Genomic DNA, 14,750 nt, shown 5'->3' on the forward strand with positions numbered 1-14,750 from the left:
GTGAAGAAGGTCCACTGCCGGCTGTCGCCCGCGCCGTACAGGGCGTGGGACTGCTGGTAGTAGAAGGTGCCGTCCTTGTCGAGGTACGGCGCGGCAGGGGTGTCGTCGGGGTTGGTCCAGGAGCCCTTCGCGCCGACGGTCACCGTGTAGTCCGCGGCGGCGGCCGGGGGGCTCGCCGCCAGTCCGCCGCCGCACAGGGCGAGGACGGCGGCGACGACGGCTGCGGCTCGTTTTGCGGGGGGAGTGGGCACGACTCCTCCTCCTTGGGATCGCTAACATGCGCTGAGTGGCTGTAGCGGGCCGAACTATGGCACAGCTTGTTAGCGATGCCAACCGTGTGCGCAGTGAGGCGCCGTGCGCGGAGGGGGTACTTCAGGCGGGGCGCCGGGCCCTTACGCGGGGCGCCGGGCGACGACCATCCGCGCCCGGGGGCTGCCGTCGCGGCGGCGCCCGAACGCGGGCAGGGAGTACAGCTCGACCTCGAACCCGGCGCGCTCCAACTCCCGCCGCACGTCCGCCAGCCGGAAGGAGCGGTAGTACATCACGAACGGCGGGCGCCACAGCGCGTTGCGCACCCGCATCACCGTGTCGAAGCCGAGCAGCATCCAGTAGGCGGGCTCGATGGGCCTCGGCGGGGCGATGAGCGGGAAGGCGAAGCGGCCGCCGGGTCGCAGCGCGGCATGCACCTGCGCGAAGAGGCCGGGCAGTTCGCGGGGCAGGAAGTGACCGAACGCGCCGAAGCTCACCACCAGGTCGAAGGCCCCGGCGAAGGGCAGGGCGCGGGCGTCGGCACGCACCCAGGACACCCGCGGCCCGTCCGGCGGGGTGCGCCGCCGCGCCACCTCCAGCATCCCGGCGCTGAAGTCGACGCCGGTGACGCTGCGCCGGCACAGCGGCGCGAGCACATCGAGTCCGGCTCCGGTGCCGCAGCACAGGTCGAGACCGTCGTCGTAGGGGCCGAGCGGGGCGAGCTGCCCGGCGACTGCGGCGAGGACTGAGGCGGGGGTGCGGAACGGTGTGTGGTCGAACTTGGGGGCCAGCAGGTCGTAGCCGTGCTCGACGGAGGACAGCGCCTGGACGGCGAGTTCGCGCAGCGTGGGGCCTTCGGGGCTGAACACCGGGTCAGCCTAGAGGAACGCGTTGTTCCAGGACGGCGAGTACGCGATCGCACCAGCGCAGGTTCTCCTCCTCGAAGGAGATGCCCGCCATGAGCGTCAGGTACGAGCCGATCCGGTCGGCCTCGCGCAGGTACTCCTCCTCGTCGCGGCCGTCCAGCAGGCGCTCACGGACCCGCCGGTAGCGGTCCAGCTTGCCGCGCGCCCAGGACCTGCGCTCCTCGATCAGCGCACGGGTCGCGGCCGGGTCGGTGCCGTCCATGGCCTGGATCTTGATCAGCAGCTCGTCGCGGATGGCGGTGGGTCGGCGCGGCGGCGCGACGGCGAAGGCGCGCAGCTCGGCGCGGCCCTCCTCGGTGAGCGAGAACATCCGCTTGTTCGGGCGGCGCTCCTGCTGGACCAGACGGGCCTCGATCAGCCCGTCGTCGGCGAGGCGGTCCAGCTCTCGGTAGAGCTGCTGCGGTGTGGCGGGCCAGAAGTTGGCGAGCGAGACGTCGAACACCTTGGACAGCTCGTACCCCGAGGCCTCGCCCTCCAGCAGGGCGGCCAGCACCGCGAACTTCAACGACATGTGGACACGCTAACAGCAGGTGACTATTGTCATCCGCACCTATTCAAATAATTGAGTATGAGGTGATCCCGATGCGCGCGTTCCGCAAGGCGGTCGAGGCGGGCGACCTCGACGCCGTCGAGGCCCTGCTCTCCGACGACGTCGTCTTCACGTCCCCGGTGGTCTTCAAGCCCTACCCCGGCAAGGCCATCACCGCGGCGATCCTGCGCGGCGTCTCGACGGTCTTCGAGGATTTCCGCTACGTCCGCGAGCTGGCCGGGGCCGACGGACGCGACCACGCGCTGGTGTTCGCCGCCCGCGTGGGCGATCGCGAGCTGACCGGCTGCGACTTCATCCACCTCGACGACAACGGGCTGATCGACGAACTCACCGTCATGGTGCGCCCCCTGTCGGGCGCACAGGCACTGGCGGCGGCGATGGGCGCCAAGTTCGACGAAATCGCCGCCGAGGCCGCGGCCCGGTCGGTCTGACCTGCCAGAACGCCCTTCCGGAATAGCCCGGGGCGTCACCGCGTTGAGCGTGGTGGCGCCCTTTTGCCATTGCTTCGCGGACATCCGGTGCTACAGTGCGAACAGCACGTGTGTACGCCCCGTCGAGGGCGTCGGTGCACATCCGCCTCTCTGCGAGGCTCTCGGTACTTCCGAGTCTTCCGTGCTCCTGAGCCTTCCGTACTCCTGAGTCTTCCGTGCTCCTGAGAGTGTCTACGCTCTGAGGTTTTCGCGCTTTCTCCGTCGTACGCCTGATGCCGGCGGCTCTTCCCCGCCGAGGCGCGACGTTTCCGCCGCCGGGCCGCGCTCTTGCGCGCCCCTCGTTCTGCGGCATCTCCCCCCTTCTCCCCGCCTGTCTCACATCGGCCTCCACGAAAGGACCGATCTCCCATGACCACCACACTCGAACGCCCGCCGGTTGCCGCACAGCCCCCGTCCGCCCTGCTCGTCAGCGGTGTCCTCGACATCGACGGCAACGGGAAGGGGCACCTGCGCGCCGCCCACTTCCTGCCCACACCCACCGACCCGCCCGTCGCCCCCGCTCTGATCCGCCGGTACGGCCTGCGCAAGGGCGACCTCGTCGAGGGCGTGCGCGACCCACGGCAGGGCCTGACCGGGGTACGGCATGTCAACGGCCGTACACCCCAAGAGGCGCGGGGCCGCCGTCACTTCGGCGAGCTGACCCCGCTGCACCCGCGGGAGCGGCTGCGGCTCGAACACCCGGCGGCCGGGGCCGCCGGACGGGTCGTCGACCTGTTCGCCCCCGTCGGCAAGGGCCAGCGCGGGCTGATCGTCGCCCCGCCCAAGACCGGCAAGACCGTGCTGCTCCAGCAGATCGCGGCCGCGGTCGCCGGCAACCACCCCGAGTGCCGCCTGATGGTGCTGCTGCTCGACGAGCGGCCCGAGGAAGTCACCGACATGCGCCGCTCGGTGCGGGGCGAGGTGTACGCCTCGACGTTCGACCGCTCGCCCGCCCAGCACATCCAGCTCGCCGAACTCGTCATCGAGCGGGCCAGGCGGCGGGTGGAGGCCGGCGAGGACGTCGTGCTCCTGCTCGACTCGCTCACCCGGCTGTGCCGGGCCCACAACCACGCGGCCTCCGCCGGCGGCCGCACCCTCAGCGGCGGTGTCGACGCGGCGGCGCTCCAGGGGCCCAAGCGGTTCTTCGGCGCCGCCCGGCTGGCCGAGGAGGGTGGCTCGCTCACCATCCTCGCCACCGCCCTCGTCGAGACCGGCTCGCGCGCCGACGACCTGTTCTTCGAGGAACTGAAGGGCACCGGCAACATGGAGCTGCGGCTGGACCGCGAAGCGGCCTCCCGCCGCCTCTTCCCCGCCGTCGACCTGCCCGCCTCGGGCACCCGGCGCGAAGAACTCCTGCTTCCCGCCGCCGAGTTGACGGCCGTGCGCGGGCTGCGTCGGGCCCTCGCGGCGCAGAGCGGCCCCGCGGGGCTGCAGACGCTGCTCCAGCGGCTGGGCGAGACCCCCGGCAACGCGGCGTTCCTGCGCCGGATCCAGCCCACGCTGCCGTCGGCCTGACCGTGCGCGGAGGGCTCGTATGCGGCGAGGCATCCGGCATACGGGTGTACGCGTGACCCGTTCGGCCCGGGCAGCAGGGGGGAATCTCCCGAGAATTCCTAGGTTGATCGTATGACCATCGGATTTCCTTCCCGGGTTGCCATGTCGACCTGTGCGCTCACGGTGGCGGGCGTCCTCGCCCTCTCCCCCGCCGCGGCGGCCGCCGCGGGCGGAGCGCAGCCCACGCCCGGCGGCCCGCGGGCGGCACAGCCGTCCCTCCTCCAGGCGTACGGCACCCAGGTACGGCTGCGCGGCGGCGCCCCGCGTCTGCCGGACGTCTCCGCGCTGTCCTGGCTGGTGGCCGATGCCGGCACCGGCGAGGTGCTCGCCGCGCACGACGCGCACCGCAAGCTGCCGCCGGCCTCCACCCTGAAGACGCTCTTCGCGCTGACGGTGCTGCCCGCCCTGCCGGCGAACCTGGAACACCGGGTCAGCGAGGAGGAACTCGCCGGGATCGGGCCGGGCAGCAGCATGGTGGGGGTCGCGGAGGGCCACACGTACACCGTCGCCGACCTGTGGCGCGGCGTCTTCCTCAACTCCGGCAACGACGCCGTGCACGTGCTGGCCGCGCTCAACGGCGGCTGGTCGGCCACCGCCACACAGATGCAGGCCAAGGCCCGCGCCCTCGGCGCCCGCGACACGCACGTCGTCTCCCCCGACGGCTACGACACGCCCGGGCAGGTCTCCTCGGCGTACGACCTCGCGGTGTTCGGCCGGGAAGGGCTGCGCAACCCCGACTTCGCACAGTACTGCGGCACGGCCGAGGCCAGCTTCCCGGGCGGCGGCGGATGGTCCTACGGCATCCGCAACACCAACCGGCTGCTCACCGGCGCCGACGGGGTGGCGGCCTACCCGGGGCTGATCGGCGTCAAGAACGGCTACACCAGCCAGGCCGGCAACACGCTGGTCGCCGCCGCCCGGCGGGGCACCCGCACGCTCGTCGTGACGGTGATGAACCCCCAGACGGGTGGCGGGTTCGCCGTCTACGAAGAGGCGCGCGCGCTGCTGGACTGGGGGTTCGGCGCGGTCGGGCGGGTCGATCCGGTCGGTTCGCTGGACGCCGCCGCGCACGGCACACCGCCGCCGCACGGGCCGCACGCCTCACCCGTCGCCGCCGCCGTCTCCGCTCCGGCTCCCGGTTCGCAGGGCGGCTTCGGCTGGGCGGACGCGGCGGCGATCGCCTCCGCCGCCGCCGCGGGCGCCGCCACGGTCGCGCTGTCGCTGCGCGCCAAGAAGCGGGCCGCCGCGCGCGGGTGACCGTACGGCAGCCACAGCAGCAGACCGAGTGTGATCCAGGTGTAGGCGTTGGAACCGGCGAAGGCTGCCACGCCGGACGCGTCGTGGGCCCACAGCCAGACCACGCTGGTGCACAGCACCGCGTACAGGGCGCCCGCCACGCGCGCGTGCCCGGCGCGCAGCAGGACCGCGAAGGACGGCAGCAGCCACACCAGGTGGTGCACCCAGGTGATCGGGCTGACCAGGCACGCGGCGAGGCCGGTCAGCGCGAAGGCGGCCGGCCAGTCCCCGGCGGCCGCCGCCCGGCGCGCGCGCCACGCCCACACGCCGAGCACGGCCACGACGGCGAGCGCCCACACCGCGCGCTGCGGCTCCCCGAGACGGGCGAGGACGCCCTGCACCGACTGGTTGGAGACGTAGTCGAGACGGCCCACGCGCGTGGTGTCCCACATCGCCTCGGTCCAGTAGAAGCGGGACGGGCCGGGCGCGACGAGCGCCGCCAGGGCCGTCGCCGCGAGGGCGACCGCTGTCGCGACGGCCGCGGCGCGCCGCCGGCGGCCGAGCAGGAGCAGGCCGATGAAGAGCGCGGGCGTGAGTTTGATCGCCGCCGCGAGCCCGATCCCGGTACCGGCGAGCACGGCGGCCCGGCTCCCTCGGCTCCCGGCTCCGCCGGCGTCCTGCCCCCGGTCGGGGGCGGAGGTCAGCAACCAGACGTCGGCGAGGACCAGGGCCAGCAGGAGGAGGTTCACCTGGCCGAAACTCACGGTGTCGCGCAACGGCTCGAACAGGGCGAGACCGCACAGGATCAGGCCCCAGCCGAACCAGCCGGGCCGCCGCCACGCCCGCCCCGCCAGCACCCGTAGCACGACCGCCAGCGCCACGGCGTCCAGCAGCAGCGCCCCGGCGAGGGCGGCGGGGCGGCCGAGCAGGGCCATGGGCAGCATGGCGACCGCCGCGAACGGCGGGTAGGTGAAGCCGTACGCCGTGCCCGGCACCCGGTAGTCGTAGACCTGCCCGTCATGGTGAACCCAGGTGTGCACGGCGCCGTAGTAGACCCGCAGGTCGAACCAGTCGCGCAGCAACGGCACGGTCGCGGTGAACACCGTCACCACGACGGCGACGGCGAGGAGAAGCAGCAGCCGGCCGCGGTCGGTGGCAGGGGTGGGGAACGGCGGGCGGGGGCGGCGGTCCTGGCTCGGCCGGCTCATGCGGTGCGCTCCAGCGCCGGGAGCTGGGCCACCTGGTGGACCTGGAACAGCACGACCAGGGCCAGTGCCCCGCCGGAGACGGCCAGGACGAGCTGCCCGGCGTCGGCCGGGCCGCCGCCGGGCAGGACGGCCAGCGCGAGCACCGCCGCGACGGCCGCCGTCCGGTGCCGGACCGAGGCGCTGGGCGCCGCCGCCGCGATGACGAACAGGGCCCACAGGGCGTACCAGGGACGGATCGCCGGTCCGAACGCGGCCACCACGGCCAGACTCAGGCCGAGGGCGTACACCGGGCGTGGCCGCCATCGCCACCATATGGCGGCGAGGGCGACCGCGGTCACCGCGAGCCCGAGCGTGTGCCAGGCCGGCACCGCGAGCGGGGCCAGATCGCTGCCGAGCCGGTCGAGCAGCGCGCCGGTCGCGCGGCCGAGCAGGCTGGTCGGCGCCCAGTTCTGTGCGGAGACCGGCGTGGCGAGCGCGCCGATCCAGCCGTAGCCGGTGCCCGCGACGGCGGTCGCCGCGACGGTCGCGGCTGCGGCCGCGGCCAGCGTCGACGCAGTGGCCGGCAGCAGGCGGCGGCCCGCACGGACCTGGAGGACCACGACCGCAGCCAGACCCAGCAGGGCCGGTGCCTTGACGAGAGCGGCGAGCGTGATCAGTACGGCGCCGGTCAGCGGGCGGCGGTCCAGTGCCGCGACCAGGCCCAGGCCCAGCAGGCCGAGCATGAGGGCGTCGTTGTGGGCGCCTGCCACCAGGTGCAGCAGGACCAGCGGGTTCAGCGCGCCCAGCCACAGCGCGGCGGCCGGATCCGCGCCGCCGGCGCGGGCCAGGCGGGGCAGCGCGGCCGCCATCAGGGCGACGCCGAGCAGCGCCAGCAGCCGCATGCCGAGCAAGCCGGCGGGCAGTTGACCCCGGGTCAGCCCCGACAGCCCGGAGGCCGCCGCTAGGAACACCGGCCCGTACGGCGCGCCGGTGTGCCGCCACAGCGGGGCCACCTCGTCGGCGAGCGGGCCGCCGAGCAGGGCGGGGCCGTGGGTGTAGACGTCGAGATGGGCGTCGACCATGGCGCCTTGGGCGAGGTAGCTGTAGACGTCACGGCTGAACAGCGGCGGTGCGAGGAGCAGCGGGGCCGCCCAGACGGCCAGTACCAGGAGCAGGGCGCGCGGGGACGGCGGGCGCGGCCCACGCACCAGCCGGCCCAGCAGGGCCCAGGCGGCGATCAGCAGGACGACACCGAAGTACACGCCGACCAGCCCGAGCGCCGCCCGTGCCGAGGTCGGCGCCGGCAGGTCCGGCATCGGCAGGGCGCCTGCCGTCTCCCCGCCCAGGGCGAGGAAGGCGGTGCCGGCCAGGCCGAGCACCTGGCAGCGACGCAGATCGACGGGAAAAGCCATGGCCAGCACCGGGCCAGCCTGCCGAGACCGGGTGGCCGCAAGGCGACGCTCCGGCCTCGGGCCGGCGGCCTGCGTGTGGACGGCGTGTGAGCGGGGCGGGGGTGGCGGCGGGGCGGGGGCGGGGTCGAGGCGGGGGCGGGTCTTCCGCGTTGCGGTGGGGTGCCGGGGCGACTGGTGGGGGTGCCAGGGCCGGGGGGTGCCCTGGCGGTGCCGGGCGACCGGGGCGGGTGCCGGGTGGCGGCTTGCCGAGGTGCGGGTGCCGGGGGGATGCCTTACCCGGGCCGGGCGACCGATGCCGGTGTCGGCATGCGCCCTGCCCGGGCCGGGCGACCGGGGCGGGTGCCGGGTGGCGCCTTGCCCGAATCGGGCGACCGGTGCCGGTGCCGACTGGCGCCCTACCGTGCCAGGCGACCGGGGCGGGTGCCGGATGGCGCCTGCCCGGGCCGGGCGACCGGGGCCGGCCGGCGCGCTGCCTGTGCGCGGTGCCGGGTGGTGCCTGCCCGGGCCCGGCGACCGGGGCGGGTGCCGGGTGCGGGTCTGGGTGCCGGGGCTCGTCAGCCGTCAATGGGTCGGCGACTCTTCCGCCAGAACATGCCGTCGATCTTGATCGACCGGTCGCTTCGGCCTCAACTGCTTTACGAAGGTGTTCCTCAGGGGCGCTTGCAGGGGCCGAGGCCGGAGGGTGTGTGGTCAGAACACCGACAGGCCCGTGAGCGTGGTGAAGCGGTCCAACGCCGCCACGCCCGCGACGGAGTTGCCCCGTTCGTCCAGGCCGGGGCTCCAGACGCACAGCGTGCAGCGGCCGGGGACGACCGCGATGATGCCGCCACCGACGCCGCTCTTGCCCGGCAGGCCGACGCGGTAGGCGAAGTCGCCCGCCGCGTCGTACGTGCCGCAGGTCAGCATGATCGCGTTGACCTGCTTGGCCTGGCTGCGGGTGAGCAGCCGGGAGCCGTCGGCACGGATGCCGTGGCGGGCGAGGAAGCCGGTCGCCAGGGCCAGGTCGGCGCACGAGGCGCTGATCGAGCACTGGCGGAAGTACTGGTCGAGCAGTTCGGGCACCGGGTTGTCGATGTTGCCGTACGACGCCATGAAATGCGCGAGAGCGGCGTTGCGGTCGCCGTGCGCGGACTCCGAGGCGGCGACCTCCTCGTCGAAGGCGAGGTCGTGGTTGCCGCTCTCGGTGCGCAGGAAGGCCAGGAGTTCCGCCGCCGCGTCGCCGGTACGGGTGTGCAGGCGGTCGGTGACGACGAGGGCCCCGGCGTTGATGAACGGGTTGCGCGGGATGCCGCTCTCGTACTCCAGCTGCACCAGGGAGTTGAACGGGTTGCCGGACGGCTCTCGGCCCACGTGTTCCCACAGTTCGTCGCCCTCGCGGGCGAGGTCCAGGGCGAGGGTGAAGACCTTGGTGATGGACTGCGTGGAGAACGGCTCACGCCAGTCCCCCACGCCGTACACCGTGCCGTCCGGCTCGGCCACGGCCATGCCGAAGCGGCGCGGGTCGCGGGCCGCCAGCGCCGGGATGTAGTCGGCGGGGCGGCCGCGGCCGGGGGTGTGCTCGATCTCCTCGGCGATGCGCTCCAATACCGGCGCGAAGGTCTTCGACGACGTCATGATCGGCATTCTCCCTCCGGGGTGGTCGCGCTGCGCTTCAGGGGGCTTGGCGGTGGTTCGGGTCGTGGCGGTGGTGGGGGGTGGCGGTGGTGGTGGGGGGTGCTTACGGTGCGTCAGGCCACCGGGGTCGCGTTGCCCGCGACCACCTCCGGGCGGAGCAGCGCGGCCAGGCGGTCCGCGGGAAGCAGGCCCTTCTCCAGCACCAGCTCGGCGACGCCCCGGCCGGTCGCGAGGGCCTCCTTGGCGATGTCCGTGGCCGCCGTGTAGCCGATGTGCGGGTTGAGGGCGGTGACCAGGCCGATGGAGTTCTCCACGGTCGCGCGCAGGCGTTCCGTGTTGGCCGTGATCCCGTCGACGCAGCGGGCGGCGAGGGTGACGCAGGCGCGCTGCAGGTGCGTGATCGACTCCGAGAGGGAGTGGAGGATGATCGGCTCGAACGCGTTCAGCTGGAGCTGGCCGGCCTCCGCGGCCATGGTGATGGCGACGTCGTTGCCGATCACCTCGAAGGCGACCTGGTTGACGACCTCGGGGATCACCGGGTTCACCTTGCCGGGCATGATCGACGAACCCGCCTGTACCGGGGGCAGGTTGATCTCGCCCAGGCCGGCGCGCGGGCCGGAGGAGAGCAGGCGGAGGTCGTTGCAGCTCTTGGAGAGCTTGACGGCGATGCGCTTCAGGACGCCGGACATCTGGACGAAGGCGCCGCAGTCCTGGGTGGCCTCGACGAGGTTGGCGGCGGTGACCAGCGGCAGGCCGGTGATGTCGGCGAGGTGGCGGCGGGCGGCCTCGGCGTAGCCGGCGGGGGCGTTGAGGCCGGTGCCGATGGCCGTGGCGCCGAGGTTGATCTCGTGGATCAGCTCGACGGCCTCGGCGAGACGGCTGCGGTCCTCCTCGATCATGACCGCGTACGCCGAGAACTCCTGACCGAGCGTCATCGGGACCGCGTCCTGCAGCTGCGTACGGCCCATCTTGAGCACGTCACGGAACTCCACGGCCTTGCGGGCGAAGGAGTCCTGAAGGACCGACATCGCCTTGAGCAGTCCGCGCACCGCGAAGACCGTCGCGATCTTCACGGCGGTGGGGTAGACGTCGTTGGTCGACTGGCCGAGGTTGACGTCCTCGTTGGGGTGCAGGTGGGTGTACTCGCCCTTGGCGTGGCCGAGGAGTTCGAGCGCGCGGTTGGCGACGACCTCGTTGGCGTTCATGTTGGTCGAGGTGCCGGCGCCGCCCTGGATGACGTCGACGACGAACTGGTCGTGCAGCTTGCCGGCGCGGATGTCCTGGCAGGCGGCGATGATCGCGGCGGCCTTCTCGGGGTCCAGCAGGCCGAGCTCCTCATTCGCGCGGGCGGCTGCCTCCTTGACGGCGGCGAGGGCGTCGACGAGGTGGGGGTAGGTGGAGATGGGGGTGCCGGTGATGGGGAAGTTCTCGGTGGCGCGCAGGGTGTGGACGCCCCAGTAGGCGTCCGCGGGGATGTCCCGGTCGCCGAGGAGGTCGTGTTCGGTGCGGGTGGGGTGGGTCGTCATGTTGGTTTCCTCCGTTGGGGGGTGGTGGGGCGTCAGTTGGGTGCGGGGTTGGCCATGGCTGGTCGCCGGTGCGTTGTCGGCTGCGGGTCCGTCGTGGCTGGTCGCCGGTGCGTTACCGGCTGCGGGTGCGTGGAGGCTGGTCGCCGGTGCGTTGTCGGCTGCGGGCGCGTCGTGGCTGGTCGCGCCGTTCCCCGCGCCCCTTTTTTGCCTGCGGCGGCCCGTTGCGGTGCGTGGTGGGCTGGTGTCGCGCCTGCGGTGCGTTGTGGGGCGGGGTTGGGGCGGGGGGGGGGGGGGGGGGGGGGGGGGCCGCCCGGGGGGGGGGGGTGGGGGCGGGGCGCGGGGGGCCCGCCCCCCGTTTCTGCCCGCGGGGGGCGGGGGGGGGGGGGGGGGGGGGGGGTGCCGCGCGGGGGGGGGTTGGGGGGGGGGGGTGGGGGGGGGGGGTGTCCGTCCTCGGTCCGGCCGGCCGTTTCCTGGTACGGCGCCCTGTGCCGGTGCCGGACGCTGCGGGCGGACACCCCCCACCCCGGCCCCTTCCCGCCGTACGCGGGTGCCGGCCGTCGTCCCCTCCGCCGTGACTGCGCGTCGGCCGCGCGTGCGGAGGCCAGGGCCACGGAGTTACCCGGCCGCCGGCCTGGCGCGCGCAGCAGGGGGGCTGCCGCCGCACCGGTGCGCCAGTGCCGGCCTGGCTGCGTGCCGCTGGGGCGGTACGGGTGGGTGCGCTCCCCGGGCAGCGCCGGGGAGCGGCCAGGAATGACGCCGACACCGGGAAACGCCGGGTGCTCAGCCCACCGTCGTGACGGGGTCCAGCGCTCGGACCGGGCGGATCTCGCCCACTGGGGCCCCGCCGCCCAGGAGGGGTTCGCCCGCGAAGGCGGTGAGGAGCGACGGGTCCACCCCCGCGCGGACCAGCGCCGCCGCCGCTACCGGGATCCGCGCCCGGTTCGCGCCGTCGGCGATCTTGACGGCGATCGCGCGGCCGTCGGGCAGGGCCGCGACCTGGACGCCTTCGAAGCCGTCCTTCGCGAGCAGCCCTGGGACCGCCCGCATCAGCGCGGCCACGTCGCGGCCCGAGCCGGAGGCCATCTCGGCGTGGACGCGCATCGCGTCGGCCACGCGGGCCTCCGGAGTGCCGGGGGGCGCCGCGGTGATGCGGGCGGCCGCCCGGGCCAGGCCGTGCAGGGAGATGGAGAACAGAGGGGCGCCACAGCCGTCCACCGTGACCTGCGCGATCCGCTGGCCGGTGAGGTCCTCGACGATCTCGGCGATCGCCTTCTGGAGGGGGTGGCCGGGGTCGAGGTAGTCCTCCAGGGACCAGCCGTTGAGCTTGCAGGTGTACAGCATGGCCGCGTGCTTGCCGGAGCAGTTCTGGGCCAGTCGGGACGGGCCGCGGTCCGCGCGGATCCAGGCGTCCCGTACGGCGGGGTCGAAGGGCAGGTCGGGGACGTTGCGCAGGTCGTCCTCGGTGAGGCCGGCCAGGTCCAGGATGCGGCGGGTGCCCTCGAGGTGGACCTCTTCACCGGAGTGGCTGGCGGCGGCCAGGGAGAGCAGGTCGCCGTCGAGCGGCAGGCCCGCCCGGACCATGGCGACCGCCTGGAGCGGCTTGACCGCCGAGCGGGGGTAGAAGGCCGCCTCGATGTCGCCGAGCTGGAATGCAGGGGTGCCGTCGGGGCCCAGTACGGCCACGGAGCCGTAGTGGATGCCTTCTATGACGCCGCCGCGTATGAGGTGGGCCACGGGTACGTGGAGGGGTTCACGGATCCGGGGTGCGTCCGCGAGGGAACTGCTGTACATCGCTGCCTGGTTCAGTGGTGGGTGGATGAGGCCGGGTGCGCTGTTCACGCGCCGGCCCTGGTGCGGTCGACGCGGCCGCGGACGGCGTACCAGCCCGCGACCAGGGCGCCGACGATCAGCGGCAGGCACTGCACGGTGGTGCGTCCGGCGCCGCCGTCGGCGTACATGAGGACCAGTACGGACGCGAGGAACGCCAGCGTCACGAGTTCGGTCCAGGGGGAGCCCGGCAGGCGGTAGCCGGGACGGGTCAGTTCGTTGCTCTGGGTCTTCTGCCAGAAGCGCAGGTGGCAGACCATGATCATGCCCCAGGTCGCGAGGATGCCGATCGCCGCGAAGTTCAGGACGATCTCGAAGGCGTCCTTCGGGACGACGAAGTTCAGGCCGACGCCGAGGACGCAGATGCCGCTGGTGAGCAGGATGCCGCCGTAGGGGACCTGGGTGCGGCTCATCCGCGCGGTGAACTTGGGGGCCGAGCCGCTGACGGCCATGGACCGCAGGATGCGGCCCGTCGAGTACAGGCCCGAGTTGAGGGACGACATGGCCGCCGTGAGGACGACGAGGTTCATCACGCCGCCCGCCGCGGGGACGCCGATGTTCGACAGGACCGTGACGAAGGGGCTCTCCCCAGACGTGTACTTGTTCCAGGGCAGGAGCATGGAGAGGAGGATCACCGAGCCCACGTAGAACAGGCCCACGCGCCACATGATCGAGTTGATCGCCTTCGGCATGATCTTCTCGGGGTTCTCGGTCTCGCCGGCGGTGACTCCGACCAGCTCGACGGAGGCGTAGGCGAAGACGACGCCCTGGATGATCAGCAGCATGGGCAGCAGGCCGTTGGGGAAGACGCCGCCGTTGTCGGTGATCAGGGACGGGCCGGGGGTGGTGCCGTCCACCGGGTGCCGGGTCACCAGGAGGAAGATGCCGATGCACATGAACGTGACCAGCGCCGCCACCTTGATGATCGCGAACCAGAACTCCAGCTCACCGAAGATCTTGACGGAGATCAGGTTGACCGTGAGGACGATCGCGAGGGCGATCAATGCGATCAACCATTGCGGGACGTCGGAGAACATGCCCCAGTAGTGGGTGTACGTGGCGACCGCGGTGATGTCGGCGATGCCGGTCGTCGCCCAGTTGAGGAAGTACATCCAGCCCGCGGTGTACGCGCCCTTCTCCCCCAGGAACTCGCGGGCGTACGAGACGAACGCGCCGGAGGACGGGCGGTACAGGACGAGTTCGCCGAGGGCGCGCACGACCAGGAAAGCGAAGACTCCGCAGACCGCGTAGGCGATGAAGAGGGAGGGGCCGGCGTCGGCCAGGCGGCCTCCGGCGCCGAGGAACAGGCCGGTGCCGATGGCACCGCCGATGGCGATCATGTTGACGTGCCGGGACTTCAGGGACTTGCTGTAGCCCGCGTCTCCGGCGTCGATGTGACGGTTCGAGGGGCGCGTCTCGTCTTTGAGGTGCTGTTCGCTCACGCCTCGGGTCCGCCTTCCGTGGGTTGGGCCGCGCGCGCGGGGCGCACGATGTCGGTGAGGGTGGTCTCGACGCGGTCGAGGTGGTGGGCCATGGCCTCCACCGCGTCGTGCTCGGAACCGTCGACCAGCGCCTCGACGATGGCCCGGTGCTCTCGGTTGGACTGCTCACGCCGGCCGCCCAGCTCGTTGAGGAAGGCCGACTGACGCGCCAGCGCGTCGCGGATCTCCTCGATGACCCGGCGGAAGACCGGGTTCTGGGCGGCCTCGGCCACGGCGAGGTGGAAGAGGGTGTCCATCGCGACCCACGCGGTGGTGTCCGTCTCCCGCTCCATGCGGTCCAGCAGGTGCGCCAGGTGGTCCAGGTTCTCCGGGGTGCGGCGCACGGCGGCGTACCCGGCGACGGGGATCTCGATGTGACGGCGCACCTCGAGCAGGTCGCTGGCCGCGTAGTCGCCGAAGGTGGGGTCCTCGACGGCGTTCGCGACGACGAAGGTGCCCTTGCCGGTCCGGGAGACCGTCAGGCCCATCGTCTGCAGGGCGCGCAGCGCCTCTCGCAGGACGGGCCGGGAGACCTCGAGGGTGCGGCACAGCTCCGCTTCGCTGGGGAGCTTGTCGCCTATGGCGTACTCGCCGCGCTCGATGGCGCCGCGCAGATGGCCGAGTACGGCCTCCATGGCGCTGATACGCCGAGGGGGCTGACTGGCTGTCCGGCTGTCTGACAGGTTCACGGGACAGATACTCCGGGTGGCCGAGGGGC

At 73.2% G+C, this 14,750-nt stretch carries 11 protein-coding genes and 2 pseudogenes; 3 read left to right on the plus strand and 10 right to left on the minus strand.

The features are described from left to right. The 3 genes and pseudogenes from ACZ67Q_RS34975 to ACZ67Q_RS34985 form a co-directional block, all read right to left on the minus strand. Positions 1-251 (minus strand): annotated as a pseudogene (locus ACZ67Q_RS34975) (RICIN domain-containing protein); the annotation flags it as partial. 141 nt (positions 252-392) lie between these two features. Next, positions 393-1,118: a class I SAM-dependent methyltransferase gene (locus tag ACZ67Q_RS34980; protein WP_471190438.1), complete on the minus strand. Its 726-nt coding sequence runs from the start codon at positions 1,116-1,118 to the stop codon at positions 393-395. A gap of 4 nt (positions 1,119-1,122) precedes the next feature. Then, a complete protein-coding gene (locus ACZ67Q_RS34985) occupies positions 1,123-1,686 on the minus strand; it encodes a PadR family transcriptional regulator (RefSeq protein ID WP_471190440.1) in 564 nt (187 codons plus the stop codon). 71 nt (positions 1,687-1,757) lie between these two features. Here ACZ67Q_RS34985 and ACZ67Q_RS34990 point away from each other — a divergent pair, with 71 nt between their 5' ends. The 3 genes and pseudogenes from ACZ67Q_RS34990 to ACZ67Q_RS35000 all read left to right on the plus strand — a co-directional run. Beyond that, the gene (locus tag ACZ67Q_RS34990; RefSeq protein ID WP_471190442.1) at positions 1,758-2,156 is read left to right on the plus strand and encodes a nuclear transport factor 2 family protein; all 399 of its coding nucleotides are present in this window, start codon (positions 1,758-1,760) and stop codon (positions 2,154-2,156) included. 408 nt (positions 2,157-2,564) lie between these two features. Next, entirely contained in the window at positions 2,565-3,710 is a 1,146-nt protein-coding gene (rho, locus tag ACZ67Q_RS34995) for a transcription termination factor Rho (protein ID WP_471190444.1), read from the plus strand. 141 nt (positions 3,711-3,851) lie between these two features. Next, positions 3,852-4,652, plus strand: a pseudogene (locus ACZ67Q_RS35000) (D-alanyl-D-alanine carboxypeptidase family protein); the annotation flags it as partial. An 80-nt stretch (positions 4,653-4,732) separates the two neighbouring features. On the opposite strand, the gene ACZ67Q_RS35005 reads toward ACZ67Q_RS35000, so the two are convergent. The 7 genes from ACZ67Q_RS35005 to ACZ67Q_RS35035 form a co-directional block, all read right to left on the minus strand. Further along, complete coding sequence (locus ACZ67Q_RS35005; protein ID WP_471190446.1) at positions 4,733-6,193, minus strand: glycosyltransferase 87 family protein; 1,461 nt, start codon at positions 6,191-6,193, stop codon at positions 4,733-4,735. Beyond that, positions 6,190-8,142 (minus strand): polyprenol phosphomannose-dependent alpha 1,6 mannosyltransferase MptB, encoded by a 1,953-nt coding sequence (mptB, locus tag ACZ67Q_RS35010; RefSeq protein WP_471190655.1) that lies wholly within the window; start codon positions 8,140-8,142, stop codon positions 6,190-6,192. Before mptB ends, ACZ67Q_RS35005 begins: the two co-directional genes overlap by 4 nt. 132 nt (positions 8,143-8,274) lie before the next feature. Next, the gene (locus ACZ67Q_RS35015; protein WP_471190448.1) at positions 8,275-9,207 is read right to left on the minus strand and encodes a glutaminase; all 933 of its coding nucleotides are present in this window, start codon (positions 9,205-9,207) and stop codon (positions 8,275-8,277) included. Between the two features lie 104 nt (positions 9,208-9,311). Then, a complete protein-coding gene (gene aspA / locus ACZ67Q_RS35020) occupies positions 9,312-10,724 on the minus strand; it encodes an aspartate ammonia-lyase (RefSeq protein WP_471190450.1) in 1,413 nt (470 codons plus the stop codon). A gap of 780 nt (positions 10,725-11,504) precedes the next feature. After that, positions 11,505-12,515, minus strand: a complete 1,011-nt coding sequence (locus tag ACZ67Q_RS35025) for an asparaginase (RefSeq protein WP_471190657.1) — start codon at positions 12,513-12,515, stop codon at positions 11,505-11,507. Positions 12,516-12,559: 44 nt separating this feature from the next. After that, positions 12,560-13,993: an amino acid permease gene (locus ACZ67Q_RS35030; protein ID WP_471190452.1), complete on the minus strand. Its 1,434-nt coding sequence runs from the start codon at positions 13,991-13,993 to the stop codon at positions 12,560-12,562. Beyond that, the gene (locus ACZ67Q_RS35035; protein ID WP_361639318.1) at positions 13,990-14,667 is read right to left on the minus strand and encodes a FadR/GntR family transcriptional regulator; all 678 of its coding nucleotides are present in this window, start codon (positions 14,665-14,667) and stop codon (positions 13,990-13,992) included. Before ACZ67Q_RS35035 ends, ACZ67Q_RS35030 begins: the two co-directional genes overlap by 4 nt. Positions 14,668-14,750: the final 83 nt, after the last annotated feature.

This window comes from Streptomyces sp. NPDC036813, assembly GCF_055609245.1.

Bases quoted from the DNA above. Each gene is read 5' to 3' on its own strand.
- ACZ67Q_RS34985 (WP_471190440.1), bottom strand. From the start codon at position 1,686: ATGTCGTTGAAGTTCGCGGTGCTGGCCGCCCTGCTGGAGGGCGAGGCC.
- ACZ67Q_RS34990 (WP_471190442.1), top strand. From the start codon at position 1,758: ATGCGCGCGTTCCGCAAGGCGGTCGAGGCGGGCGACCTCGACGCCGTC.
- rho (WP_471190444.1), top strand. From the start codon at position 2,565: ATGACCACCACACTCGAACGCCCGCCGGTTGCCGCACAGCCCCCGTCC.
- ACZ67Q_RS35005 (WP_471190446.1), bottom strand. From the start codon at position 6,193: ATGAGCCGGCCGAGCCAGGACCGCCGCCCCCGCCCGCCGTTCCCCACC.
- ACZ67Q_RS35015 (WP_471190448.1), bottom strand. From the start codon at position 9,207: ATGCCGATCATGACGTCGTCGAAGACCTTCGCGCCGGTATTGGAGCGC.
- aspA (WP_471190450.1), bottom strand. From the start codon at position 10,724: ATGACGACCCACCCCACCCGCACCGAACACGACCTCCTCGGCGACCGG.
- ACZ67Q_RS35025 (WP_471190657.1), bottom strand. From the start codon at position 12,515: ATGTACAGCAGTTCCCTCGCGGACGCACCCCGGATCCGTGAACCCCTC.
- ACZ67Q_RS35035 (WP_361639318.1), bottom strand. From the start codon at position 14,667: ATGGAGGCCGTACTCGGCCATCTGCGCGGCGCCATCGAGCGCGGCGAG.